Source organism: Dactylosporangium salmoneum, from assembly GCF_039532525.1.
Classification (GTDB): Bacteria; Actinomycetota; Actinomycetes; order Mycobacteriales; family Micromonosporaceae; genus Dactylosporangium; species Dactylosporangium salmoneum.
The window spans coordinates 367,435-391,595 of record NZ_BAAARV010000016.1; the positions used below are offsets into that span (position 1 = coordinate 367,435).

At 73.1% G+C, this 24,161-nt stretch carries 25 protein-coding genes; 12 read left to right on the plus strand and 13 right to left on the minus strand.

The window, feature by feature from the left end:
* Nucleotides 1-146: 146 nt before the first annotated feature.
* Nucleotides 147-956 carry an SAM-dependent methyltransferase gene (locus tag ABD352_RS09265; protein WP_344611833.1) on the minus strand — a complete coding sequence of 270 codons (810 nt, stop codon included), beginning with the start codon at nucleotides 954-956 and terminating at the stop codon, nucleotides 147-149.
* 147 nt (nucleotides 957-1,103) lie between these two features.
* On the opposite strand from ABD352_RS09265, the gene ABD352_RS09270 reads away from it, so the two are divergent.
* Nucleotides 1,104-1,415: a diacylglycerol/lipid kinase family protein gene (locus ABD352_RS09270; protein WP_344611885.1), complete on the plus strand. Its 312-nt coding sequence runs from the start codon at nucleotides 1,104-1,106 to the stop codon at nucleotides 1,413-1,415.
* Between the two features lie 17 nt (nucleotides 1,416-1,432).
* Here ABD352_RS09270 and ABD352_RS09275 read toward each other — a convergent pair whose 3' ends face one another.
* Nucleotides 1,433-2,506, minus strand: a complete 1,074-nt coding sequence (locus ABD352_RS09275; RefSeq protein ID WP_344611834.1) for an LLM class flavin-dependent oxidoreductase — start codon at nucleotides 2,504-2,506, stop codon at nucleotides 1,433-1,435.
* 110 nt (nucleotides 2,507-2,616) lie between these two features.
* Between ABD352_RS09275 and otsB the strand changes: the two genes are divergently transcribed.
* A complete protein-coding gene (otsB, locus tag ABD352_RS09280) occupies nucleotides 2,617-3,444 on the plus strand; it encodes a trehalose-phosphatase (RefSeq protein ID WP_344611835.1) in 828 nt (275 codons plus the stop codon).
* Between the two features lie 39 nt (nucleotides 3,445-3,483).
* Here the strand turns inward: otsB and ABD352_RS09285 are convergent, their stop codons facing one another.
* The 3 genes from ABD352_RS09285 to ABD352_RS09295 all read right to left on the minus strand — a co-directional run bounded on the left by ABD352_RS09285 (nucleotide 3,484) and on the right by ABD352_RS09295 (nucleotide 8,620).
* Nucleotides 3,484-4,854 (minus strand): EAL domain-containing protein, encoded by a 1,371-nt coding sequence (locus tag ABD352_RS09285; RefSeq protein ID WP_344611836.1) that lies wholly within the window; start codon nucleotides 4,852-4,854, stop codon nucleotides 3,484-3,486.
* 164 nt (nucleotides 4,855-5,018) lie between these two features.
* Nucleotides 5,019-7,424, minus strand: a complete 2,406-nt coding sequence (locus ABD352_RS09290) for a penicillin acylase family protein (RefSeq protein ID WP_344611837.1) — start codon at nucleotides 7,422-7,424, stop codon at nucleotides 5,019-5,021.
* A 56-nt stretch (nucleotides 7,425-7,480) separates the two neighbouring features.
* Nucleotides 7,481-8,620 (minus strand): type III PLP-dependent enzyme domain-containing protein, encoded by a 1,140-nt coding sequence (locus tag ABD352_RS09295; RefSeq protein WP_344611838.1) that lies wholly within the window; start codon nucleotides 8,618-8,620, stop codon nucleotides 7,481-7,483.
* A 171-nt stretch (nucleotides 8,621-8,791) separates the two neighbouring features.
* On the opposite strand from ABD352_RS09295, the gene ABD352_RS09300 reads away from it, so the two are divergent.
* A complete protein-coding gene (locus tag ABD352_RS09300) occupies nucleotides 8,792-9,340 on the plus strand; it encodes a hypothetical protein (RefSeq protein WP_344611839.1) in 549 nt (182 codons plus the stop codon).
* A gap of 7 nt (nucleotides 9,341-9,347) precedes the next feature.
* Here ABD352_RS09300 and ABD352_RS09305 read toward each other — a convergent pair whose 3' ends face one another.
* From ABD352_RS09305 to ABD352_RS09315, 3 genes are read right to left on the minus strand one after another with little or no spacing between them, the layout of a single operon-like run.
* Entirely contained in the window at nucleotides 9,348-9,962 is a 615-nt protein-coding gene (locus tag ABD352_RS09305) for a GNAT family N-acetyltransferase (RefSeq protein ID WP_344611840.1), read from the minus strand.
* Between the two features lie 29 nt (nucleotides 9,963-9,991).
* Nucleotides 9,992-11,518: an APC family permease gene (locus tag ABD352_RS09310; protein ID WP_344611841.1), complete on the minus strand. Its 1,527-nt coding sequence runs from the start codon at nucleotides 11,516-11,518 to the stop codon at nucleotides 9,992-9,994.
* A 33-nt stretch (nucleotides 11,519-11,551) separates the two neighbouring features.
* Entirely contained in the window at nucleotides 11,552-12,190 is a 639-nt protein-coding gene (locus tag ABD352_RS09315; protein WP_344611842.1) for a GOLPH3/VPS74 family protein, read from the minus strand.
* 193 nt (nucleotides 12,191-12,383) lie between these two features.
* Here ABD352_RS09315 and ABD352_RS09320 point away from each other — a divergent pair, with 193 nt between their 5' ends.
* From ABD352_RS09320 to ABD352_RS09335, 4 genes are all read left to right on the plus strand, one after another.
* On the plus strand, nucleotides 12,384-13,232 hold the full coding sequence (locus ABD352_RS09320; protein ID WP_344611843.1) for a helix-turn-helix domain-containing protein: 849 nt from the start codon (nucleotides 12,384-12,386) through the stop codon (nucleotides 13,230-13,232).
* A gap of 38 nt (nucleotides 13,233-13,270) precedes the next feature.
* Nucleotides 13,271-13,483: a DUF397 domain-containing protein gene (locus ABD352_RS09325; protein WP_344611844.1), complete on the plus strand. Its 213-nt coding sequence runs from the start codon at nucleotides 13,271-13,273 to the stop codon at nucleotides 13,481-13,483.
* 917 nt (nucleotides 13,484-14,400) lie between these two features.
* Nucleotides 14,401-15,717, plus strand: coding sequence for a condensation domain-containing protein (locus ABD352_RS09330; RefSeq protein ID WP_344611845.1), 1,317 nt, complete (start codon nucleotides 14,401-14,403; stop codon nucleotides 15,715-15,717).
* Nucleotides 15,718-15,804: 87 nt separating this feature from the next.
* Entirely contained in the window at nucleotides 15,805-16,557 is a 753-nt protein-coding gene (locus tag ABD352_RS09335; RefSeq protein WP_344611846.1) for an SDR family NAD(P)-dependent oxidoreductase, read from the plus strand.
* A gap of 72 nt (nucleotides 16,558-16,629) precedes the next feature.
* Here ABD352_RS09335 and ABD352_RS09340 read toward each other — a convergent pair whose 3' ends face one another.
* The 4 genes from ABD352_RS09340 to ABD352_RS09355 form a co-directional block, all read right to left on the minus strand.
* Nucleotides 16,630-17,460: a type 1 glutamine amidotransferase gene (locus ABD352_RS09340; protein WP_344611847.1), complete on the minus strand. Its 831-nt coding sequence runs from the start codon at nucleotides 17,458-17,460 to the stop codon at nucleotides 16,630-16,632.
* Nucleotides 17,461-17,566: 106 nt separating this feature from the next.
* On the minus strand, nucleotides 17,567-17,977 hold the full coding sequence (locus ABD352_RS09345; protein WP_344611848.1) for an FMN-binding protein: 411 nt from the start codon (nucleotides 17,975-17,977) through the stop codon (nucleotides 17,567-17,569).
* Nucleotides 17,978-17,993: 16 nt separating this feature from the next.
* The gene (locus ABD352_RS09350; RefSeq protein WP_344611849.1) at nucleotides 17,994-18,122 is read right to left on the minus strand and encodes a hypothetical protein; all 129 of its coding nucleotides are present in this window, start codon (nucleotides 18,120-18,122) and stop codon (nucleotides 17,994-17,996) included.
* A 182-nt stretch (nucleotides 18,123-18,304) separates the two neighbouring features.
* Nucleotides 18,305-18,916, minus strand: a complete 612-nt coding sequence (locus ABD352_RS09355) for a TetR/AcrR family transcriptional regulator (RefSeq protein ID WP_344611850.1) — start codon at nucleotides 18,914-18,916, stop codon at nucleotides 18,305-18,307.
* Nucleotides 18,917-19,011: 95 nt separating this feature from the next.
* On the opposite strand from ABD352_RS09355, the gene ABD352_RS09360 reads away from it, so the two are divergent.
* Complete coding sequence (locus ABD352_RS09360; RefSeq protein ID WP_344611851.1) at nucleotides 19,012-19,575, plus strand: class I SAM-dependent methyltransferase; 564 nt, start codon at nucleotides 19,012-19,014, stop codon at nucleotides 19,573-19,575.
* A 5-nt stretch (nucleotides 19,576-19,580) separates the two neighbouring features.
* On the plus strand, nucleotides 19,581-20,072 hold the full coding sequence (locus tag ABD352_RS09365) for a DinB family protein (protein WP_344611852.1): 492 nt from the start codon (nucleotides 19,581-19,583) through the stop codon (nucleotides 20,070-20,072).
* On the opposite strand, the gene ABD352_RS09370 is transcribed toward ABD352_RS09365, so the two are convergent.
* Nucleotides 20,069-20,779, minus strand: a complete 711-nt coding sequence (locus ABD352_RS09370) for an MBL fold metallo-hydrolase (RefSeq protein ID WP_344611853.1) — start codon at nucleotides 20,777-20,779, stop codon at nucleotides 20,069-20,071. The genes ABD352_RS09365 and ABD352_RS09370 overlap by 4 nt on opposite strands.
* A gap of 71 nt (nucleotides 20,780-20,850) precedes the next feature.
* Between ABD352_RS09370 and ABD352_RS09375 the strand changes: the two genes are divergently transcribed.
* The 3 genes from ABD352_RS09375 to ABD352_RS09385 form a co-directional block, all read left to right on the plus strand.
* Nucleotides 20,851-21,780 (plus strand): GlxA family transcriptional regulator, encoded by a 930-nt coding sequence (locus ABD352_RS09375; protein WP_344611854.1) that lies wholly within the window; start codon nucleotides 20,851-20,853, stop codon nucleotides 21,778-21,780.
* A 59-nt stretch (nucleotides 21,781-21,839) separates the two neighbouring features.
* Nucleotides 21,840-23,138 carry a helix-turn-helix domain-containing protein gene (locus ABD352_RS09380; RefSeq protein WP_344611855.1) on the plus strand — a complete coding sequence of 433 codons (1,299 nt, stop codon included), beginning with the start codon at nucleotides 21,840-21,842 and terminating at the stop codon, nucleotides 23,136-23,138.
* Nucleotides 23,135-24,161, plus strand: a 1,027-nt coding sequence (locus tag ABD352_RS09385) for a helix-turn-helix domain-containing protein (protein WP_344611856.1), incomplete at its 3' end; no start/stop codon positions are given. The genes ABD352_RS09380 and ABD352_RS09385, both read left to right, overlap by 4 nt.

The following is a 24,161-nucleotide window of genomic DNA, read 5'->3' on the forward strand; positions in this document are numbered from 1 at the left end:
CGTCCCGCCCGGCATTGCGGCGCTCCGGCCCGCCAACCCCTCGCCACACGTGGCCGGCGCGGCCGCATCGCCCGCTCCGAGTAACGGCACGGAGCGCCGCACATGTCGATATGCGACTTACGCCCGTTTCATCGGTGGGCGGAGGCTCAGCCGATCCGGGCCACGAGTCCGTGACAGGCGACGTCTTCGGCCGACGGGCGCGGCCCGGGGACATCGTCCGCGCGCCAATGCGCGACGGAGACCATCCCCGGCGGCACCGGCGAGCAGCGGGACAGCAGCTCGGCGAAGCGCGCCGCCGTGCGCGGCTGGAACCGCCCGTCCCGGTTGTTCGCGATCAGCGCCGCGATCGCCTCCGCCGGCAGGTACTCCCAGGTGGCGTGGGAGGCGACGATGAAGCTGCCGGGCGCGAGGGCCCCCGTGAGCGCATCGATGATCGCCTGTGGGTCCTCGTCCTCGCGGATGAAGTGCAGCACGGCGACGAGCAGCAGGCCGACCGGGCGGGAGAGGTCGAGCGTGGCCCGCAGGTCCGGGTGGTCCAGGACCGAGCGCGGCTCGCGCACGTCGGCGTCGATGTACGCGTTCACGCCGCCCGGCTCGCTGGCCAGCAGGGCGCAGGCGCGGGTGGGAACGATCGGGTCGTTGTCGACGTACACGACGCGCGTGGCCGGGTCGACGGACTGCGCGACCTCGTGGGTGTTGTTCGGGGCCGGGATGCCGGTGCCGATGTCGAGGAACTGCCGGATGCCCTGCTGGGCAAGGTATCGCACGGCCCGGGCCATGAACGCGCGGTTCTCGACAGCCATGAGCTTCACGCCCGGCATGGCGAACGCGATGGCATCGCCCGAGGCACGGTCGGCGGCGAAGTGGTCGCGCCCGCCGAGCCAGTAGTTGTACCGCCGGGCGGGGTGGGCCACGGTCGTGTCGATCCGGGCGGACAGGTCGTCGGTGGCGTCCATCAACCGCTCATCGTAGCCATCGGTGACCGCGATTGCCGGACCCCGCGGCTGGGTACCCGGCGTTTGTGAGGGTGGCGGTGGTGGCACATCGGAAGAAGATCCTCGGCGGCGGACTGGGCGTTCGAGGGCCCCTCGACCTGCCTGCTGCTGGGCAACATCGGCCGGATCATGGGCGGCATCAAGGCGTTCGACGACGCCAGCCCCTTCGACGGGCGCCTGGAGGTCGGGGTGGCGACCGCGCGCAATGCGCTGCAGTGGGGCCGCACGCTGGGCCGCATGGCGACCGGCCGGACCGAGAAGTCGCCCTTCGTGCGGATGGGCAGTGCCCGCAAGGTGTACGCCGAGTTCGACGAGCCCGTGCTGGTGGAGCTGGACGGCGGGGCGCGCAAGAAGCTCAAGCGCCTGGAGGCCGAGGCCGTCCCCGCCGCCGTCACGCTGGCCGTCCCCGCTAGCCGCTGAACAGCGCCGGGCCGCGCCTACCCGGCGGTCGCGGCCGGGAACGGGCGGCTGGGGATCTCGCGGCGCAGCACCGGGGCGACGGCCGACTGGAAGAGCTCCAGCGAGGCGTGGTGCTGCCGGTCGGTCAGCCCGTCGGCGTCGGCCTGCACGTGCATCACCTCGTGGCCGAGGTGCTCGTGGTAGCGGTGCACCTTGTCGACGATCTGCTGCGGGCTGCCGACCAGGATGGAGCCGCGCTCGATCGCGTCCTCCAGGCTGTGGAAGACCGGCTCGACCCCCAGCCGGCGGAAGGTCTCCCGGCGGGCGTCGAAGATCGGGCGGTACGTCTCGAGGGCCACCTGCGACCGCTCGTGCACGTAGAGGCCCGCCGAGCCGGCCCCGACGAGGGCCGCGGCCGGGTCGTGGCCGTGGAAGGCCAGCCGCTCCCGGTAGTGGGCGACGAGCTGCGCGTAGGGCTCGACCGGGTTCGTCACGTTGGCCGAGAAAAGCGGGTCGCCGTGGATCGCGGCCAGCTCGACCGACTGCCGGCTGGTCGCGCTGCCGTGCCAGATCCGGATCGGCTGCTGCAGCGGCCGCGGCCAGGTCTCGGCGTCCTCCAGCGGCGGGCGGAACCGGCCGGACCAGGTGACCCGGTCCTCCCGCCACAGCCGGGTGAACAGCTCGTACCCCTCCCGGTTGCGCTCCCACTGGTCCTCGGCGGTGACGTGGAACAGCTTGGCCTGCGCGGCCCCGTTGCCCTTGCCGACGATGAGCTCGAGCCGGCCACCGGAGAGGTTGTCGAGCGTCGCGTAGTCCTCGAACGCCCGCACCGGGTCGAGCAGGCTGAGCGTGGTGACCGCGGTGAAGAGCCGGATCCGGGCGGTGCGGGCCGCGATGTGGCTGAGCACCACCGGCGGCGAGGAGGAGATGAACGGCCGCTCGTGTCGCTCCCCCACGCCGAAGCCGTCGAACCCGAGCGACTCGGCCAGCACCGCGTTGTCCACGACCTCGCGCAGCCGCTCCTGGGCCGGCTTCGCGCCGTCGCTCACGATGAGCGTGATGGCCAGGAACTTCATCGCGTCGCCGCCGTCGCCCCAAGTCTGTGCATGCAACTAATCCTATCGGAAAAGTATTCTTTGGGGAACCGGGCCGAGCTATGCGGCTGTGCGCCGCGTCACCACGTCATAGGTGGCATCCGTGGCCGTCCGGTAGCCTTCGGTGCATGGTGCTGAAAAGCCCCGGAACGGCGGAAGGTGCGGCCGGGCTGGCCGCGATCCTCGACCGGCCGCAGGAGGCGTCCCTCGCGTTCGACTTCGATGGCGTGCTCTCGCCGATCGTGGCCGACCCGGGGCTTTCCCGGCCCTATCCGGGGGTCGTCGCCGCGCTCGGGCGCCTCGCCGAGCTGGCCGGATCGGTCTCGATCATCACCGGCCGGCCGGTCGCCGACGTGCTGCGCCTGGGCGAGCTCGGGGAGCTGGCCGCGCTGGAGCACTTCTCGATCTTCGGGCTCTACGGCATGCAGCGCTGGGACTGGGGCAGCCGGTCGGTGGTCTCCGAGCCCGCCCTGCCCGGGGTGGCGGCGGCCCGGGCCGAGCTGCCGGGGCTGCTGGAGCGGGCCGGGCTGCGCGGGGTGTCGGTCGAGGACAAGACGATGTCGGTCGCGGTGCACACCCGCCGGGCCGACCAGCCGCAGCAGGCCTTCGAGGCGCTGCGCGAGCCGCTGCGCGAGCTGGCCGGCCGGCACGGGCTGGCGCTGGAGCCGGGACGGATGGTCCTGGAGCTGCGCCCGCCGGGCATCGACAAGGGCCACGCGCTGGAGGCGATCGCCGAGCAGCACCGGGTCCGGGCGGTCGCCTACTTCGGCGACGACCTCGGCGACCTGGCCGCCTTCGACGCCGTCGAGCGGCTGCGGGAGGCCGGCCTGGCCGGGCTCAAGGTCTGCAGCGGCTCGGACGAGGTGCCCCGGCTCGCCGAGCGGGCCGACCTCATCGTGGACGGCCCGCCGGGCGTGCTGGAGTTCGTCGAGGGGCTCAACGAGCGTCTCAAGTAGACACCCGGCCTCGGGCAGACACCCGAGTGCGGGCGGACGTCAGCGGGGCAGCTGCTGCAGGACGATGCGCGCAATGGAGGCGACCAGCGCGCGGTCCTCGGTGTGGGCGAAGGCGATCGACTCGTGGCCGCCGCGCCCGCACAGCGCCGCCGCGTACCGCGGCGCGATGACCACCGCCGCGCACTCCTCGACCTCAGCGCCCGGGCCGGCGGCGAAGCGCACGCCCGGGCCGACCGCCGCCGGGTCCAACGGGGCGACCAGGCCGACGAACGCGGCCCGCTCGGCGAGCCCGCGCAGCGACGGCAGCCACGACAGTGCGGTCTCGGCGTCGGTGCAGGACGCCAGCACCACCGCACCGGCGCCGTGGTCCTGGTGGGCCCGGCGCAGCAGGTGATCCATGTGGGCGGCGAACGCCGCGGCGGTGCCCTGACGCGCCTTGCCCCGGGCCGCGGCCGCCTCGAACGGCGTGCCGGAGGGCAGGTGCAGCCCGGGCCGGGAAGGGCGCAGCAGCGAGGCCGAGCCCAGGTCGGCGGTGTCGGCGATGCCGGCCTCGTCGAAGGGCGCGAGCGGGGCCGGGCCGCCGAAGAGCAGTCCCTGACCCCAGTTGGCCCCGAGCGCACGGGCGTTGGCCAGGTCGTCCTCGGTCTCGATGCCCTCGGCGACGATAAGCGCGCCGGTCCGCTCGGCCACTGCGTGCACCGCGGCGACCACCTCGACGGTCCGGGGCGAGTGCGGGGCGCGCAGCAGCTGCAGGTCGAGCTTGACCACCTCGGGCTCCAGCAGCGGCAGGAAGGCCAGCGACATCGGGTCGGCGCCGACGTCGTCGAGGGCCAGGCCGTGGCCGTGGGACTGGATCGCGGCGGCCAGCTGCAGCAGCGCGGCCGGACGGGCGGCCAGCGACCGCTCGGTGTACTCCACCACGATCCGGAAGGGCGGGTCGCTCGTCATCAGCTCCAGCAGCCGGGCCGACGGCGGCTGGTCGACGACGGCCGGCTCGGCGTTGACGAACACCAGCGGCGGCGGCGCGGCGGCGGCCCGGGCCAGCTCCAACGCCCGCTCGGCGCAGAGCGTGTCGAGCTCGGCCAGGCGCCCGGCGGCGACGGCCGCGGCGAAGAGCGGCCGCGGGTGCCACAGCCGGCTGCCGGCCGGCCCGCGGGCCAGCGCCTCCACGCCGACCGGCCGCAGCGAGTGCAGCTCGACGATCGGCTGGAACAGCGGCTCGATCGCCCGCTCGGCGAGCACCCGCTCGATCGACCAGTCGTCGTGCTCGCCCCCACCCGTGAGGGCGGCGAGCGCGGGCGCCTCGACGGTGGCGGTGCGGCGGGACCGGGGCGCGAGCGTGCGGCTCACCCGGGAGACCCGGGAGCGGAAGGAGGACGGGCTCAGCGGCATGGGTGCCGGAACGGACACGGAGGGTGAGGATGCGGTCGCTGCCATCGGAAGCATTGGCTGGTCCTGGGCCTGCATGCCAACCTCCCGGTGCGACACCGCCGTGTGCCCGCCTACGCAACCCTAGACCCTGACCGCCCGGCTAACCAGCCGAGCAGGTCAGGGCCCACAGAGCGAGATATCGATCAAGCGGTGGCGGCGACCAGCTCAATCGACTGGGTGTCGGCCGAGATGGCCGAGTCCGAGTACCGGCAGTCGCGCAGCTTCTTCTGGGAGTACAGCTGCGTCTGGTCGCTGTAGTGCGACGAGGCCGGGTCGGCGGACTCGCTGAAGGTGAGGATGCACTTGGCCGACGGCCCGCTCGAGGTGTAGGCCAGGGTCAGCAGGAAGCTGGTCCCGTAGTTGACCACGTACCCCTTGTCGGTGAGGTCGCTGCCGTCGGCGAACGTGCCCGGGTCAATGAACGGCTCGAGCGAGGAGCCGGGCACCGCCTCGTACTGCGCCATGTTGGCGATGCCGATGTTCTCCGTCGAGCCCGGCACCGGGATCTTCTGGCCGTTCTTGATCGTGTACTGCACCTGGGAAAGCGGCACGTTGAGCGCCAGCCCGACGGCCCGCATCCGCAGGATGGCCCGGGCCAGCCCGTCGAGGATCGCGTCCGGCGACGCCGGCCCGCCGCGCGGGGTGCGGGTCGGGTCGGTGGCGCTGAACGGCGTGCCGAACAGAGGCCCGTCGGCGTCCAGCGCGCCCGGGTTCTGGGCCACGAGCGCGCCGACCGTCTCCCGCCAGAGCACCGCGCCGCGGCTGGAGAGCTCGAACTGCTTGTCCCAGTTGGCCAGCGCGGTGCAGCCGGGACTGACGTCGACCGGCGCGCCGTCGACGACCACGGGCGTGGTGCCGCGGGCCCGGCAGGCGGCGACCGTGTAGGCGGCCAGCTGCGCGGCGGTGTACGTGTCGCCGGACAGGATCGTGGTGCCCAGGCCGGCGAGGTCGAACTTGGCCTGGCTGGCGACCAGCTTGAAGTTCTGCCGGGTGCGCACGGTCAGCGGCGCGCCCTCCGGGCCTTGCAGCGGCGAGAACCCGGTCAGGAACTGGTTGGCGTTGGGCACCCAGTGGCTGTCGTTGGAGTTGAGCACGTAGTCGCGGCGCTGCAGCTGCGGCTGCTGGGCGAAGGGGATCAGGCCCGGCGAGCGGGCGCCCGGCGCGACGACCCAGGCGTTGGCGCTGTTGCTGCCGTCGAGCAGGCCGAGCGGGTTGCTGCCCCACTCCGCGAGGGCCGACGCCGAGAGGTTGGCCGTGGGCGAGGAGTCGAGGTAGAGCGCGTTGCCGGCCGAGTCGGTGGCCATCGTGTTGACCCACGGGATGCCCTGGTCGCGGCCGATCGAGGCCTTGAGCCCGTTGACGTCGGTGGCGCGGGCCATGTTCCACCAGACCCGGGTCAGCCGGTCGTTGTCGATGTTGGCGTCGCGGTAGCTGATCGCGCTGACCGTGCTCCAGCCCAGCGACGGGTCGAGCGCCCCGAGGTCCAGCACCGGGCCGTACCGCGTCGACCACATGGTGCGGGTGACGTTCTGCAGCGAACCGTTGGGCTGCTTGACCTTCACCGTGACCGTCTTGCCGGCCATCGCCTCGCTGCGCCCGTCGACGATGTACCGCGTCGGCGAGGACGGGTCGAGGGTCATCGCGTAGAACGTGTAGCGCTGGCCGGCGGCGATCGTGTGCGTCCAGGCCACCTTGTCGGTGAAGCCGATCTGCACGCCGGGCAGGCCGCCGAGGCTGGCGCCGTACACGTTGACGTTGCCCGGCACGGTCAGCTGGGACTCCCAGAAGCGCAGCTCGCCCTCCCACGGGAAGTGCGGGTTGCCCACGAGCATGCCCTTGCCGGTCTGCGACTTGTCGGCGCCCAGTGCCCAGCCGTTGCTGGAGAGCTTCTTGTCCTGGTCGATCAGCTGCTGCGCACCCTCGCGGACCAGCGACGGGGCGATCGCCGGCGCGGCGGTGACCGGCGGGGTGGCCGCGGCGATCGGGGCCAGCAGTGCGCCACCGCTGCCCAGCAGGGCGATATCGCGCTCGTACGCCAGCAGGTCCACATTCGTGATCGGCCCGACCCACGGCTGGCCGGCGCACCAGCCCGGCACCCGGGTGGCGCCCCTGGTGGCCAGGAAGGCGTTGTAGCCGCGCACGTAGCCGTTGACGATCGACAGCTCCTCGGGCGAGAGCTGCGCGAGCTGGGTGCGGGCGCGGTCGACGACGCCGAGCGAGGCGTAGGCGAAGTCGGTGGCGAGGTTGGCGCCGTCCGCCCCCGGGCCGAACCAGCGGGACCGCTCGCCGCGCACCTTCACGATCTGGTCGGCGAGGTCGCAGAAGCGGTCCTCGGCGTAGGCCCAGGCCTGGCCGAAGGCGACGCTGCCGACGCTGTTGGCGGTGATGTGCGGCACCCCGTAGGAGGTGCGCTTGATGACGGCGGAGTATCCACCGGACGCGACGGCGTCGGCGGCCGCGGCGGCCGGCCCGGCCGTGGCGAGGACGGCGGCGGGGACTACAAGCGCCGCGGCAGTGAGCGCATGGACGATCCGGCGGGTTCGGGACACGGTTCCTCCGTTAGTCGGACCGAGGAAGCACGACGGAGATCAGGAAACTGAGCGCATCAACCACAGTACGCAGCGTCATCACTGGTTTCAATGGCCACACCAGTCACACAGCGAACAACCGGCACATCAAAACCATTGAACCTTGACGCATAAACCGTGGTATATGCGCCTGCGCACTCCAGGTACACCTCGTCGCCGGTGCGCAGGTCGGCCGACAGCTCGACGTCGAACATGATCGTGTCCTGGCTGTCGCACGTCGGCCCGGTCAGGTGGAACCGGTCGCGGGTCGCGCTCCCCCGCGAGTCGGAGACGGGAAACCGCAGCTGGTTGCCGGTCTCCAGGCTCTCCATGAGCCCGTTGAAGGCCCCCACGTCCAGGTGCGCCCAGCGCCGGCCGCCCCGCTCGGCGGTGCCGATCACGGTCGCCCGCAGGCGCCCGGCCTCGGCCACGAGCGCCCGCCCGGGCTCACAGACGGCGGCCACGCGATACGGCAGATCCTGCAGCCCGGCGTCGATCGTGGCCCAATATTCGGCCAGCGTTGGCGTCTTTCCGGCGTACCGCGCGGGAAACCCACCGCCAAGGTTCACCATTTGCAAGAACACATCTTCGGCCGCCAATTTGTACATGAGGGCGCCCACGGCCCGCAGCGGCGCCCGCCAGGCGTGCGGCAGCAGCATCTGCGACCCGACGTGGAAGGCGGCGCCGCAGGGCACCAGGCCGCGCCCGCGGGCCGCCAGCATGAGCGCCGCCGCGGCGTCGACACCGACGCCGAACTTGCCCTCGCTCGGCACGCCGCTGCGGATCTGGTGCGCCGCCAGCCGCACGAACACGGCCGCCCCCGGCGCGGCCACGGCCAGCTTGTCCAGCTCACTCTCGGAGTCGAAGGCGAAGCACCGCACCCCGGCCGCGAACTGCCGGGCGATGTGCGCGGCCGGCTTGACCGGGTTGCTCGACAGCACCAGCGCCGGGTCGGCCCCGACCGCCACCAGGGCGTCGAGCTCGGCGGCGGAGGCGATCTCGAAGCGGCACCCGAGCGCGTGCAGCAGCGCCAGGATCTCCGGGTGCGGGTTGCACTTCATTGCGAAATGCACGTTGACGCCTGGCAAACCCGTGGCCAACGCGCGGTAGCTCGCGGCAACTTTGTCCAGGTCAATGACGAGTTCGGGGGCCGGCGGGAAGCCGTACGGGCGGTCCATGGACTCTCCCGAGATCGCAAATGGCGACGGATTGCAGTCACCATATTGCACTCGGTGACTCTTGGACTACTCTCAATACACAAACGATCGAAGGTAATTGATCGACTGCCCCACCGCTTCCCCCATGCAGCAAGCACGTGTGCCTGGCCGACGGCGATCGGAGTGCTGGACATGAACGTCAAGATTGTCGATCAAGTGGATGGCGACCAGCGCGAAGAGGCGTGGACGCTCTACTCGGAGGCATTCGCCGAGCTCAACGCGCTGGCCGTGCAGCGCCACCTGATGTACCGCCACGAGTTCGACGACGTCATGGGCGACCCGCAGATCTCGAAGTACCTCTGCCTGGACGACGACGACACGATCCGCGGCATGTCGATCTACACCAACAACCTCTCCGCGGTGCCGCTGATCTCGCCGCCGTACTTCGCACGCCGCTGGCCGCAGCACTACGCCGAGAAGCGGATCTGGTACTGCGGCTTCGTCGCCACCCAGGCCGACGCCCGGGCCGCCACGGCCTTCGGCGAGCTCGTGACGGCCATGTACCTGACGGCGGCGGCGCAGAACGGCCTCATCGCGCTGGACTTCTGCAACCGCACCGACGACGTCCGGCACATGGCCCGCGTGGTGCGGCTGATGCTGCACCGCCTGTCCGGCGACGTGAAGGCGCAGCGCATCGACGAGCAGCAGTACTGGCTCTACGAGTTCCCCGCCGCCGCCTAGAAGCGTTCTACACCAACGGCTCCCGCCACATCGGCCACACCGGCGGGCCGTCGGGCAGCAGCACCGGCGGCCGGCTCACGTAGCCGTGGCGCAGGTACAGCTCCCGGTTGCGCGGGTCGTTGGCCTCCAGATACGCGGGGAGGGCGGCGCGGTCCAGCCGGGCGTGGTGACGCGCCAGCAGCGAGCTGCCGATGCCGAGGTTCTGCCGGTCGGGCCGCACCGCGATGAACGCCAGATAGTGGTGCGGCACCAGCGGGTGCTCGGCCTCGAGGGCCGCGTCGAGGTAGCTGATGCGGTCGAACGCGGGGCCGGTCACCTCCTTCAGCCGGCTGTCGTAGTCGACCGGCGGCGGGATCGCCTGGGTGAGCGGGAACCACAGCGCCACCCCGGAGAGCTTGCCGTCGATCGGGTCGACGCTCGCGTACACCTCGCCGTGGCGCACCGCGTGCTCGGCGAAGATGGCGAAGTACTCCGGGCTGGACTCGCGGCGCAGCGCCGCGTCGGGCATCAGCCAGCGCGCGACGGCGCCGTCGCCCATCGCCGCCGCCAGCACCTCGGTGATCTCCTCGGTGGCGACCGGGTCGATGTCGCGAACGACGACGTCCTGAATGGCGTGCGTCATGACCATCCTCTCCGGAACAGCGAGTGCGGCTAGGCCGCGTGGTGGGCGACGTCGGCGGTCACCCGGTGCGGGCGCGCCGGGCGGCCGAAGACGTTCTCCGGCACCACGAAGCCCTCGGTGCCGCGGCCGATGCCGGCGTAGGCCTCGGGCCGGGCGCCGCGCATGATCGCGGCCCACCCGATGCCAAAGGTCGCGCAGACCGCGTAGACGGTCGGGAAGAGCCAGTTGAACGGCGAGTCCGACGGCACCTGCAGTAGCTGCCCGAGCCCGATCACGGTGGCCGCGAGCACGATGCTGAGCAGCAGGAACGCGAGCATCGGGGCGATGCGGGCGCGCCAGACGTTCTCCCGGCGCCGGTCGCGCAGGAAGAAGCCGATCACCGCGGCCGACGTGGCCCACATGAGGATCAGCACGCCGAGGCCGCCGACGACCGTCATCCACGCGAACAGGTGGACCAGCGGGTCGGTATGCGTGACGAAGTACACGATGAGCACGCCCAGCGCGAGGACGCTCTGCGTCAGCGAGCCCGCGATCGGCGCGCCGGTGCGCGGGTGCGCGACGCCGTAGATCCGCGGCAGCACGCGCTCGCGGCCGAGGGCGAACTGGTAGCGGGTCACCGACGTGTGGAAGGCCAGCGTCGCGGCGAACACGCTGGTCAGGAACAGGATGTACCCGATGTTGACCAACGCCTCCGGCACGTAGGACGCCACGAGGTTGAACACCAGGTCCGTCTGGTCGGACTTGGCCCGCCCGACGACGTCTCCGGCGTTGACCGACATCGCCCAGGCCGAGACCCCGCACAGCAGGCCGGGCAGGAACACGGCCCAGTGGGTGGCCCGGCCGATGGTCTTCTTCGGGTCCTTCGCCTCCTCCGACAGCACGACGGTGGCCTCGAAGCCGACGAAGCCCGCGATCGCCAGCACCAGCATCGCGACCACCTCGGGGGTGGCCAGCTGCTGCGGGCTGAGCGGTCCGAAGTCGACCTTCCCGCCGTGCGGGTGGGCGAGCATCACGAAGTCGTAGATGAGCACGATCGCGATCTCGACGGTGAGCAGGACCGCGAGCACCTTGCCGCTGAGGTCGACCCACAGCACGCCGAGGATCGCCACGAGGAACCAGCCCACGAGCGCGCACACGAACCAGCTGGTCTTCACCCCGCTGGCCGCGAGGATGCCCTTCGCCACGACGCCGAAGAGGCCGAGCAGGCCGATCTGCATGGCGGCGTACGCGGGCAGCGCGATGAACGCCGCGGCCACCCCGATCATGCGGCCCAGCCCGTGGCTGATGTAGCTGTAGAAGGCCCCCGAGTTGACGATGTGCCGGCTCATGGCCACGAACCCGACCGTGAACAGCGACAGGATGAGGGCGGCGACGAAGTACACCAGGGGAACGGCGGTGTTGCCGACGACGGCGTAGATCGTCGAGATCGAGCCGAGGATCACCGTCAGCGGTGCGGCGCCGGCGACGCCGAAGAACACCACCGACGGCACGCCGAGCCGGTTGTTGGCCAGCCCGCGGGTGACGATGTCGGGCCCGGTCATGGTGGAACGCGCCATGGTTCGCTTAACTCCTCAGGCAGCGGGGGTTGTTCACCGGCGACCGGCGGCCAGGGCGGACCCGACCGCGGCCTCGGTGTACTGCACGAGCTGGACGAGGTCGTCGGGCAGGGAGCTCATGAGCCCGGGCATGGCCTGCATGCAGTCGCGCTGCTGCTGCGGGCTGAAGAAGACGTACTTCGTCAGGCCGGTGGCCACGACCAGCGCCACGAGCACACGGTCCGACAGGTTCATCGACCGGCGCCGGCCCAGCGCCTCGGCGAGCCGGATCGACTCCCACGCCGCGGCGTTGCGCTGGTCGGGACTGACCGGCATGTACAGCGTCTGGGCCCCGAGCAGCTTGCGCTTGGTCACCGGCTCGACCACGCCGGCCCGCAGCAGCCGCTCGCCGACCTGGTCCGCCGCGTCCTGCGAGAGGTAGGCGAGCCACGTGCGGATCTCTTTGTGCTGCGGCTGGGCGACGAGCAGATCGAGCAGGGTGTGCGCGAGCGAGTCGCCGGGCGGCTCGTGGCTCACGACGTAGAGGTCGCCGGTCATCGCCCGGAGCCGGCCGAACAGCATCAGCTCGCCCAGCAGGCCCGCCGCCAGGCCGAGCCCGGTCGCCCTCGGGTGCAGGCGGGAGCGGCCCGTCCGGTCGTCGTGCGCAATCAGGAAATAGCTGTTGGCCAGCATGAAGACACACTCCTCGGCACTTGGCGAAAGGAGATCATGAATGAGTGGGGGGTTCACCTCGATGTCCCCAGCATCATGTACCAAGCACTACGCGTAGTGCAACGAGTACTAGACTCGGAGTATCAGCCAACGCCGAATTGTTTAAGATCACTGGGTGAGAACGGACACCACCAGAGCACCGGAGGAGGTAACGGTGGCTGTCGACGAGGGGCCGACATTGCGCCGCCGTCGGCTGGCCGCCGAGTTGAAGAAGTGCCGGGAAGACGCGGGTTTCACCCAGGAGTACGTCTCGCGGCACTTCGAATGGCACTCGGCCAAGGTCACCCGCATCGAGAATGCGCGCGTCCCGGTCACCCCCCGGGACGTGAACGATCTTCTGACGCTGTACCGCGTGGCGGACAGCGACTACCGCGACGCCCTGATGACCCTGGCCCGGCTGGCCCGCCAGCGGGGCTGGTGGACGGACTACAAGGACGTCATGCGGCCGGGGAACTTCGTGGGCATGGAGGCCGACGCCTCCTCGGCCAAGGTCTGGGAGCCGATCGTGCTGCCCGGCCTGCTGCAGAGCGAGCGGTACATGCGCGCGCTCATGGGCAGCGGCCGCAGCCACGACCCCCAGGCCGCCCTCGAACGCCGGGTCGAGCTGCGAAAGACCAGGCAGCGACGGCTGAGCGGCCCGGCGCCGCTGCAGCTGTGGGCGATCGTCGACGAGTCGGTGGTCCGCCGGCACGTCGGCGGCGTCGAGGTCATGCGCGACCAGTGGCGCCGCCTGATCGAGGCCACCGAACGGCCCAACGTGACGCTGCAGATCCTGCCACTGGACGCCGGCGAGCATGCGTTCCTCGGCGGTTCGGTCGCACTGCTGGAGTTCCCGGACGTCGCCCACTTGGACGTCGTGTACCTCGAAGGGCTTGCCGGGGACTACTACGAAGAGCAGCCTGCAGAGGTCAAGCGTTACCGGGTCGAGTTCGAGCGCCTCAGCACGAGAGCACTCGGCCAGGACGCGTCGATCGGCATGATCAAGCGCCTGCTCGACGACTGATTGGCCGGGGAGTCCCGCCAGGAAGGGAGGTGCTATGTATGGAGACGATTTTTCAACACGCCGCCTGGCGTAAGAGCAGCCGCAGCAACGGTAACGGCGGCAGCAACTGTGTCGAGGTCGCGTTCGCGGGCCCGAGAATCGGCGTCCGCGACAGCAAGAATCCCCTTGGGCCGGTCCTGCAATTTACGCCCACGGATTGGGAATCGTTTGTGGACGGCGCCAAGCACGGCCGCTTCGATCCCGCCCACTAAACGATTTTCTGTATCACCGACGGCGCTGCCGACGCCGCCCGTGAATTGTGCAGGGGCACGCTACGGTGCCACCTTTCGAACCGTTGACGCCTGACGGCGCGTTGCGGAGGGCCGATGCGCACAGCATCGGTCCTCCACAATGGGACGCATCGATGTTATTGCTTGCGCCTGCGGAAGCACAGCACGCCGTTTTGCAGCATCTGCGATTTCTACCAAGCCCCACGTCGGGGTGCCTCGGAGCTGCTCCCATGTCCGAAAAATCCGGACACCTGGCTGACTCAACCCGCCCGCCGGCCCTTGCCCGTGGCGAGTTGTTGGCGGGATGGATCGGCGATCCCGACATGTCGGGCGCTCCGCGCCACGACATGTCGGATTTATACCCCGACAGGCGTAATAACCGGCAGGGCGGTTTCGGCGTCCGAAAAGCGCTGGATGCGCACAAAGCCGACGTTCTCAGCCGCGCCGAGTTGGCCGCTCCGCCTGGAAGGGCCCGCGCCGCTTGGAGGGCCCGCGCCGCGTAGAGCGCCCGCGCCGCTTGGAGGGCCCGCGCCGCGTAGAGCGCCCGCGCCGCGTAGAGCGCCCGCGCCGCGTGAAGACCCGCTCCGCGGGGAACGCCCACGCCGCCCAGCGCCCGCGCCGCGTGGAACGCCCGCGCCGCCCAGAGCCCCGCGCCGCCCAGAGCGCCCGCGCCGCGTGGAACGCCCGCGCCGCCCAGAGCCCCGCGCCGCCCAGAGCGCCCACGCCGCGTGGAACGTCCGCGCCGCCCAGAGGGCCCGCGCCGCGTGAGGACCCGCTCCCGTAGAACGCCCGCTCCGCGTGGAAGCCACCCGGGGCGGCCGGGTGAAATGGGTGGCGGCCCGGTATATGGCGGCCGAGCGGGCGTCGACAACCATCCATTGATCCGCGAGACTCACGGCGTGGAGTCCGAGCTCGTGTTCGCCGGGGCCCGGGCGGGTACCGGCCCCGCGACCTGGGGTCAGAGTGCGATCTGGGACGTCGTCCGGCGCCTCGGCGACGACGCGGCGCGGTACAACGTCTCCGGCGGCCTGCGGCTCGACCCCCCGCTGCCGATGGACCGGGTCGCCGACATCATCCGGGCGCTGCTGCGGCGCCACGACTCGCTCCGGACACGACTCGCGGACGGGGATGACCGCCTGCAGCAGGTCGTGCACGCGGAGGGGGCGGTGCCCGTGCACACCCGCGAGTGCGCGCCCGCCGACGTGATCGACACGGCGTACGCCTTCTACCACGAGCTGCAGGGCATGGCGTTCGACGCCGAGCGCGAGTTGCCGGTCCGGGTCGGGGTGGTGGTGGCCGAGGGGCGGGTCGGGTACCTCATCCTCTCCCTCTCCCACACCGCCACCGACGGCTGGGGGCTGCGCAACCTCCTCGCCGAGTGCGGCGCACTGTGCGCGGGGGGAGAACTGCCGGAGGAGGAGCTGCTGCAGCCGCTCGAGGAGGCGGCGTTCCAGCAGTCCGACAAGGGGCGGCGGCAGGACTCGAGCGCGCGGCGGTCGTGGGTGGACAAGCTCACGCGCGGGCCCGAGAGCCAGTTCCCCGAGCGGGCCGGGCGGCCGGCCGCGGACGTGTTCCCGAACGCGGTGCTCAACTCGCCCGCGCTGGCGCTGGCCCTCGACCGGGTGGCCAGCGGGCTGGCGGTCAGCCCCAACGCGGTGCTGCTCGCGGCGGCGGCCGCCGCGGCCGCGCGGCTCGGCGGGGCGCCCGACGCGGTGTTCCAGGTGGTGGTGAACAACCGGTTCCGGCCCGGGATGGCGGGGGCGGTGAACACGATCGCGCAGGAGGGGCTGTTGCACCTGCCAGGCACGGCCGGGGACTTCGCGGGGCTGGTCCGGCGGACCTTCGGGGCGGCGCTGTCGGCGCAGCGGCACGCGTACTACGACAAGCTCGCCCTGGAGCGCGACATCGCCCAGCTGCGCGCCACCTGCGACCACTCGTGCTTCGTCAACGACACGCGCGGGCTCATGCCGATCCTCGGCTACGCCGCGCCCGCCGACGAGCCGCTGCACCGGGCCCGGGCGCGCACCACGCTGACCTGGCCGGTGGAGCACGCGCCCCGGCGCAACACCACGTTCGCCCTCGACGCCCAGGACGCGCCCGGGAGCCTGGAGCTCGCGATGACGGCCGACGCCGCCGTGCTGCCCCGCGACGACATGGAGCGGTTCCTGTACGGCATCGAGGACCTCGTCGTCGGCGAGGCCATCAAACTTTCTTGAGACGCCGCCGATGAGTTCCGGCGGAGGGCGGCGTTACACCTCGCGTCCACGGCACACGGCCGGGACGACGAGGAGGAATGAACAGCGATGAACGTGGTCATCTACGGCGCGGCGGGCAGCATCGGCACGGCGGTCGCGGAGGTCTTCGCGCGACAGGGCGCCACGGTGCACCTGACCGGCCGGACCGCGGCCCCGCTCGAGGCCCTCGCCGAGCGGCTGCGCGCCGCCGGGGGCAAGGCCGAGGCCGCGGTGCTCGACGCGCTCGACGAGGACGCGGTCGAGGCGCACGCGGCGAGCGTGGGGCGCATCGACGTGTCGCTCAACCTGGTGCCGCGCGGGGACGTGCAGGGCGTCCCGCTGGTCGACATGAGCGTGGCCGACCTCACCCGGGCCGTCACCGCCGGGCTCACCAGCAACTTCGTCACCGCCCGGGCCGCCGCCCGCCGGATGGCGGAGCAGGGTGAGGGGCTGATCCTGGCCCTGAACAGCGGCTCGGCGCACACCAGCCCGATGATGGGCAGCACCTGCCCGGCCGACGCGGCGCTCGACGCGCTGGTGCGCAGCCTGGCCATGGAGCTCGGGCCGAACGGCGTGCGGGTCATGGGCATCTGGGTGGCCGGCATCCCGGAGACGCTCACCATCGAGAAGCTGCGGACGGTCAACGCCGGCATCGACGAGGGCGCGCTGGCCGGCATCCACGCCCACCTCGACTCGCTGCGCCTGCTGCGCCGCTCGCCGCGGCTGCCCGACATCGCCGAGACGATCGCGTTCCTGGCCTCCCCCGCCGCCCGGGGCATCACCGGCACGTGGGTCAACGCCACCGGCATGTTCGTGAGCTGAAACCCGGCGCCGCCCGGGGCATCACCGGCACGTGCGTCAACGCCACCGGCATGTTCGTGAGCTGAAACCCGGCTACAGCACCGGGGCGACGTAGTAGCGCAGCCAGTTGTCCAGCAGGGTGCGCATCCGGGCCCGGATCTCGCGGTCGGCCCAGTCCAGGGACTCCAGGAACGCGGCGTAGTCCACCACCGACGGGCCGAGCCGGCCCTCGGCGATGAGCTGCGGCCGCCGGACCCGGGCCAGGGCGGCCGCGATCCCGGCGGTCAGCTCCGGGTGCACCTGCAGCGTGCGGGCGGTCGGGCCGATGGCGAGGGCCTCGTTGCGGTACACCTCGCCCCGCGCCAGCTCCGTCACGGAACCGAACTCGCAGGCGGCCGGCGGGTCGTAGACGGCGTCGACGTGCGAGGTGAAGACGTCGAAGGAGTCGGGCAGGCCGTGGAAGAGCGGGTCGCGGCGGCCGGCCGGGGTGAGGGTGAGCCGCTCGATGCCGAACCGGCGGCCGTGGTGGCCGACCTTGGACACGGCCCCGACGGTCTCCGCCTTGGCCTGGTGCGACCAGCAGATGTGCAGCTCGGGCACCCCGCGGCGCTGGGCCTCGGTGAGGTACTGCTTCACCCGCCGGATCCACGGCAGCTCCTCGTAGGAGGAGTGCCCCGAGCCGCCGCCGATGATGGCGTGGGCGTCGATGGTCTCGGGCAGGGGCTCGCCGTCGGCCACGTTCACCACGTGGATCTGGTCCGGGGCGAGCCGGGTCACCTCGGCGATCCAGTCCCGGTACGGCGTCAGCCCCATGTCCCGGATCGGGTCCAGCTCCTGGGTGTTGAGGAACAGCAGCCGGCAGCGCTGCCGCACGTGCAGCGGGCGCCGCGCGGTGCGCTGATCCAGAACGTGGACCGTCGCCATGCCGTGGAAACTCCTAGTGGCCAGGGATGCAAACCGGCCAATTGTGCCGCGTCGCGCGCCCCCGGCACGTCCGTTCCCAAAAATATCCGATAACGGATCAGTCAAGTCAGTCGATGTGTGCGGCGTCCAGGGCGGCCTGCAGCGACTCCTTGTACCCCTCGCTGGTGACCGTCGCGCCCGAGACGCTGTCGATGTCCGCGCTCTGCGCCTGGAGGACCTCGCTGCGCAGCTGCGGCAGCGCGTAGTCGTTGATCTCCAGGTCGCGGCGGTTGCCGTTGGGGTAGGTCACCGCGGCGACGTCGGTGATCTTGCCGCCGTCCACGGTGATCCGCACCTGCACCGGCCCCCAGCGGGTCTGCACGGTCGACCCGTCGTAGGTCTTGCCGGAGCCGGTGGCGCCGCTACCGGACGTCGGCGGCGCCGTAGCCGTGGAGAACGCACCCGTGCTCGTGCGGTAGCTGAAGAGCAACACCAGCGCGGCCACCGTGGACGCGAGCCACAGCGCGATCCGGCGCATCAGGACCTCCTCGCGGTCACCAGGCGAACCGTTCGGTGTGCGGCCGCTCGGACGGGACGCCGCCGGCGCGGGCCTCGCGCAGGACGGCATCCGTCCAGTCCGGAGGGCCGCAGACGTAGACGTGGTGGCCGCCCGGACCCGGCACGACGGCGTCCAGCGCCAGGCCGGCCGATCCGGTAGACCAGCACGGCGCCGGCCGCGGCGGCGTACAGCGTCCACCAGTAGGCGCGGGCCGCCGCCGAGCCGATGAAGTCCGCGCCCGCCCACCACCACGGCGTATCCGGCCGCCTCGCCTGCACCCGCGGGGCGGCCTGAGTTGTCATGCGCTCAACGATCGGGGAGATGGTTCCTCGCGGGCTGTGCGGAGACTGGGAAGTCGCTGAGAGGCGAGCCGACCGCGGCGCTGATGCCGGGCGCGGCCAACCGCTGGTACAACACCGCCATCCGCTGCGGCGAGAACTGGAAGCCCCCGTCGATCCACCACACCAGCAGGCCGATCGCCGCGCTGGTCACGAACTCGACGGCCACGTCGAGCGGCACGCCGGCCCGGGCGGCGGCCAGGTGCGGGGCGAGATGCGCGCGGACGAGGCCGGCGACGAGCTCGTGCAGCCGCCGGGCGAAGACGGCTCCCCCGCGCCGGCCGAACAGCGCGGTGTAGACGGTGCGGTTACGGTACGCGTGCGCGAACAGCCCCTCGATCGGCTGCCCGGGTGCGGGCGGCACGCCGGGGCCAACCGCGTCGAGGTCGGCCCGCAGCCGCTCGGCCAGGTCCTCGAAGCCGGCCATGAGCAGCGCGTCCTTGTCGCGGAAGTGGGTGTAGAAGGTGGACCGCCCGACGTCGGCGCGGTCCAGCACGTCCTGCACGGTGGTCCGCTCGTACCCCTGCTCGATGATCAGCTCGACCAGCGCCTCGCCGAGAATCCGGCGCGTGCGGCGCACCCGGCGGTCCATCGGCCACCCCACTTCCCGGACGGATCCGCGCCCGTGTGCGGTATCGAACGCCCCCGCAGCGAGCGTAACCGAACATGGTGTTCATGAACGCTCACGAACGCATGTTCGGCCTGGCCGGGCACGCCCGCCTCTACCACGGGCTGGTTCGTTCCTTCTTCACGCCGATGTACCGCAGGATCGTCGCCGACGTCGAAGGCGCGGGGCTGCCGCCCGGCGCGCGGATCCTCGACGCCGGCACCGGCCCCGGCCGCGTCCCCCTGGCCCTCGCCGAGGCCCTGCCGCGGGCCCGCGTCGACGGCGTCGACCTGTCCACCGCGATGATCGAGGAGGCCCGCAGGGGCGCGGCGGCGCGCGGCCTGGCCGACCGGGTGACGTTCACCGTCGCCGACGTGGGCGCGCTGCCCTTCATGGACGCCACGTTCGACCTCATCGTGTCGTCGATGAGCCTGCACCACTGGACCGAGCCGGCCGCCGGCGTGCGGGAGCTGCGCCGCGTCCTGCGCCCCGGCGGCCGGATGTGGATCTACGACGCCCGCATCGCGCTGCGCCGCGGCGAGGTGCCCGGCATCCCGTCCCGCCGCGAGCCGGTCCGCACCGGCCGCCTGCCGTTCCGCCTCGTCGGGAGGCTCGTGTTCCAAGTACCGTGACCGGCGTGGATCGATGTGACGAGTGCGGGTTCGAGTACGGGACCGTCGATGCCGGGGCGATCCCGGACCGGCTCGGCACGTTCGCCGGGCTCTACGCCGCGGCGCTCGCCGCCGTCCCCGACGTGCGCCGCCGGCCGGCCCCGCAGGTGTGGTCGCCCCTGGAGTACGCCTGCCACCTGCGCGACGTGCTCGACGTGCAGCGGGAGCGCCTCGAGCTGGCCCTGCGGGTCGACGCCCCCGAGTTCGCGCCCATGGGCCGGGACGAGCTCGTGGTGACCCGCGCGTACAACACCCAGGAGCCTTCCGCCGTGCTCGCCGACCTGGCCGCCAACGCCGAACGCCTCGCGGCCGCCTTCGGCGCGCTCGACGCCGCCGCGCTGGCCCGGGTCGGTTCCTACCCGTGGCCCGAGCCGGTCGAGCGCACCCTGCTGTGGCTCGGCCGGCACACCGTCCACGAGGGCGAGCACCACCTCATGGACATCACCCGCATGGCCTAGACGAGCACCTTTTCGAGCCCGGCCGCCGCGAACGCCGCCTCGACGGCGGCCCGGTCCTCGGTGAAGTGGCCCCAGGAGTCGACGTGGGCCACCGTCACCTCGCGGGCGCCGAGGATCCGGACTGCCTCGACCAGCCCGGCCGCGTCCAGGGTGAGGTTCGCCTCGCCGAGCAGCGCGGTGCGGGCCCGGCCGCCGTGCAGCACCGCTGCCTCGATGTCGGGGAAGCGGGCGGCGACGGCCCGCACGACGTCCAGCGAGGCGTTGTCGCCGCTGACGTACAGCGTCGGCTCCCCCGGTGCGCGCAGCACGAACCCGGTGACGGGCCCGGTGAGGTGCTCGGTGCCGTCGGGCCCGTGCTGGGCGGGCACCCCCGTGAACGTGACCCCGCCCGCCGACGTCTGCGCCCACGGCTCCAGCCCGCGCGCGGCGCCCCCGAGCCGTCCGGCGCCGAGCGGGGTGGTGAGCACCAGGGGTACCGACGCCAGATAGTCGCGGCCCGAGCGGTCCAGGTTGTCCGGGTGCTGGTCGTGGGAGAGCAGCACGACGTCGACCCGCTCCGGCGCGGGTGCGAGCGGCGGGGCGGTCTTGACCAGGACGCGCTGGCCGAGCGGGTACTCCCCCGGGCCGTCGAACGTCGGGTCGGTGAGCAGCGTCAGGCCGCCGTAGGTGAACAGGACGGTCGGCCCGCCGAAGTGCGTGAATTCCATGCCGCACAGCCTGGCCGCCGGGCCCGGCGCCCGTGAGTGGCTTGAAGGACGTCGTGCGATAGGTTCAAGCCATGATTGGCGTGATCATCGGCGACGGCGCTCCGATGCTGGAGGTCGCGGTCGCCCCCCGGGTGTTCGGCGCGGCCGGCTTCGAGGTCCGCACCGCCGGCGAGCGCTCGGGCCCCCTCGCCACGACGGCCGGCATCGCGCTGACGCCGCCGTCCACCTTGAACGCCCTCGACGGCGCCGGCACGGTGATCGTCCCCGGCTGGCGCCCGCCCGGCGGCCCGCCGCCCGCCCCTGCCGTCCTCGACACCCTCCGCCGCGCCCACGCCGGCGGCGCCACCGTGGTCGGCCTGTGCATGGGCGCCTTCGTCCTGGCCGAGGCGGGCCTGCTCGACGGGCGCCGGGCCACCACCCACTGGCGTCACCTGGACGACTTCGCGCAGACCTACCCGGAGGTGTCCGTGGTCGGCGACGTCCTGTACGTCGACGAGGGCACCATCGTCACCAGCGCGGGCAGCGCCGCCGGCCTGGACGCCTGCCTGCATCTCCTGCGCCGCGACCACGGCCCGGCCGTGGCCAACGCCGTCGCCCGCGCCCTGGTCGTCGCGCCGCAGCGGGCCGGCGGCCAGGCCCAGTTCGTCGAGCACCCGGTCCCCCGCCTGCCGGCCGGCGACGCCATCGCCGACGCGATGCGGTTCGCGCTGCAGCGCCTGCCCGACCCGGCCCTGGACGTGGCCGCCCTGGCCGCCGAGGTCCACCTGAGCCGGCGCACCTTCGACCGCCGCTTCCGGGAGGCGACCGGCTGCTCCCCGCTGCAGTGGCTCCTCACCCAGCGGGTCCTGCGCGCCCAGCACCTGCTGTCCACGACCGGCAGCCCGATCGACACCGTGGCCCGGGCAAGCGGCTTCTCCGACGGGGTGGCCCTGCGGCCGCACTTCCGGCGGGTGGTCGGCGTGCCCCCGCAGTCGTACCGCGCCAGCTTCCACGTCTCGTAGCCCTCCCCGCCGGCGCCCGCTCCACCTCGGTCGCGTGCCCCGGCCGTACAGTGGTTGGCGTGAGTGCCGAGGCCGTGGAGTCCGTCGGGGCCGGCATCCGCCGGCTGCGGACGGCCCGCGGGCTCACGCAGCGGGACCTCGCGCAGCCCGAGTACAGCCGGGCGCTGCTCGCCGCCGTCGAGGCCGGCATCCGCTCCCCGACCGACGACCTGCTGCGGCACGTGGCCCGGCGGCTCGACGTGGAGCTCGACGACTTGCGGTACGCGCGCCCGCCCGGCCTCGCCGACGAGCTCGCGGCGGCGCTGCGCGACGCCCGCCGGTCGCTCGCCCAGGGCGAGGCCGACGCCGCCGAGGCCGTGTTCGACCGCATCCTGGCCGAGGGCGCCCGCTACGGGCTGACCGACCTGGCCTGCTGGGCCGGGTACCTGGTCGGCGAGGCCCGCCTCCAGCGCGGCGAGCTGACCGCGGCCATGGCCGCCTTCGACGGGCTCGGCGACGTGCTGGCCGCGGCCGGCCCCGCCCCGCGCGCGGCGGTGCTCGCCCGGCGGGCCTACTGCCAGTTCGCGGCCGGTGACGCGGCCGGGGCGGTGGCCGCGGTCGAGGCGGCGCTGACCGCCGAGCGGCGTGCCGCCGACGGCGACCCGGACGCGCAGCTGCGGCTGTCCAGCGGCCTGATGTACGCCTACCTCGAGCTCGACTGGCGCGACCGCGCCCGCCAGATCGAGGCCCAGGCCCGCCCGCTGCTGCCGCGGGTCACCAACCGCGAGTGGCTGGCCCAGTTCCTCACCATCGCCGGCCAGCTGCGCCGGGGCGAAGACGAGCTGGCCGAGGCCGAGCGCATGTTCACCGACGCCGGCCGGCTCTACGAGGAGCTCGGCCTCACCCGCGAGGTCGGCCTGTGCCGCTGGGCCCACGGCTACGTGCTGCGCCGGGTCGGGCACCTGGACGGCGCCGCCGAGGCCTTCGACGCCGCCTGCCGGGTGCTCGAGCGGGTGGGCGCCACGCAGGACCTGGCCGGGGCCGCGCTGGAGCTCGCCGAGGTGCGCCGCCGCCAGGGCGACCTTGCCGCGGCCGGGCGCCTGGCCCGCGAGGCCGCCGAGGTCTGCGCCCGCTCCCAGCACCTGGAGTGCATGGCCGAGGCCGATCGCCTGCTCGGCCTCGTCGCCGCCGCCCGCGCCGAGGCCGGCGCCGAGGAGCTGCTGCAGCGTGCGACCGACCGCTACGCCCGCATCGGGCTGATGGCCGAGGTCATGGCGACCTGCCGGGCCCTGGGCGAGCTGCAGCTGGCCCAGGGCGAGACCGCCGCGGCGGCGGGCACGTTCCGCCGTGGCCTCGAGGCCGCGCGGGTGCTCCGATGACGGACATCGGGCGCCGGCTCTACGAGCTGCGCACCGCGCAGGGCATGACCCAGCGGCAGCTGGCCGAGCCGCGGTACACCGCCGCCTACGTCTCCTCCGTCGAGGCCGGCCGCCGCACCCCGAGCACCGACGCGCTCGCCCACTTCGCCGAGCGCCTGGGGATCAGCCGGCAGCAGCTCGTGACCGGCCGTCCGGCCGCCGCGGGGGTACTGCTGATCCGCGCCCTGACCGAGGCCGACCTCGACGACCCGGCCGCGGCCCGCTCCGCCTACTCGGCCCTGACCGCCGAGCCCGAGGTCGCCGGCGGCGCCCACGAGGGCCTGGGCCGCCTCGCCCTGGCGGAGGGCGATCCGGTGACGGCGCTCGCCCACTTCGCCGCGGCCGAGGAGCGCTACGCCGAGCAGCCCGCCCACCACGGCGCCGGCGCGCTCGCCGGCCGGGCCGCCTGCGTGCGGGCCCAGGGCGACGTGCGCTACGCCGCGTACCTGCTGTCCCGGGCGGTCGAGGACCTCCACGCGGCCGGTCTCCCCGACCCGTCCGCCCTGCTGGTCCTGCACGCCGACCTCGCCGTCGCCCAGGCCGAGGCCGGCGAGTGGGCGGCCGCGGCCCGCAGCGCCGGGACCGCCCTGTCCCTGTCCGGCGAGGACGACCCGCTGGCGGCCGCCCGCGGGCACCTCGCCGTCGCCGACACCCTCCTGGCCCGCGGCCACGAGCGGGCGGCCGAGACGGCCCTGCTGCTGGCCCGTGCCGCGATCCGCCGGGCCGCCCTGGCCGAGCAGCTGGCCCGCTGCCGCTGGCTGCGGGGGCGGGCGGCGGCCGAGCGCCACGACCCCGCGGCGGCCGAGCCGGACCTGTCCGCCGCCCACCGCGCCCTGCCGCGGGACGCCGCCGTGACCGCCGACCTGGCCCGCGCCTACCGCGCGCTGGGCCGCACCGGCGAGGCCGCCCGCCTACTGGAGTCCACTGTGGACGGCCCGGCGGTGGCGCACGCCCGGGCGCTGCTGGCCCTGGACCGGAACGAGG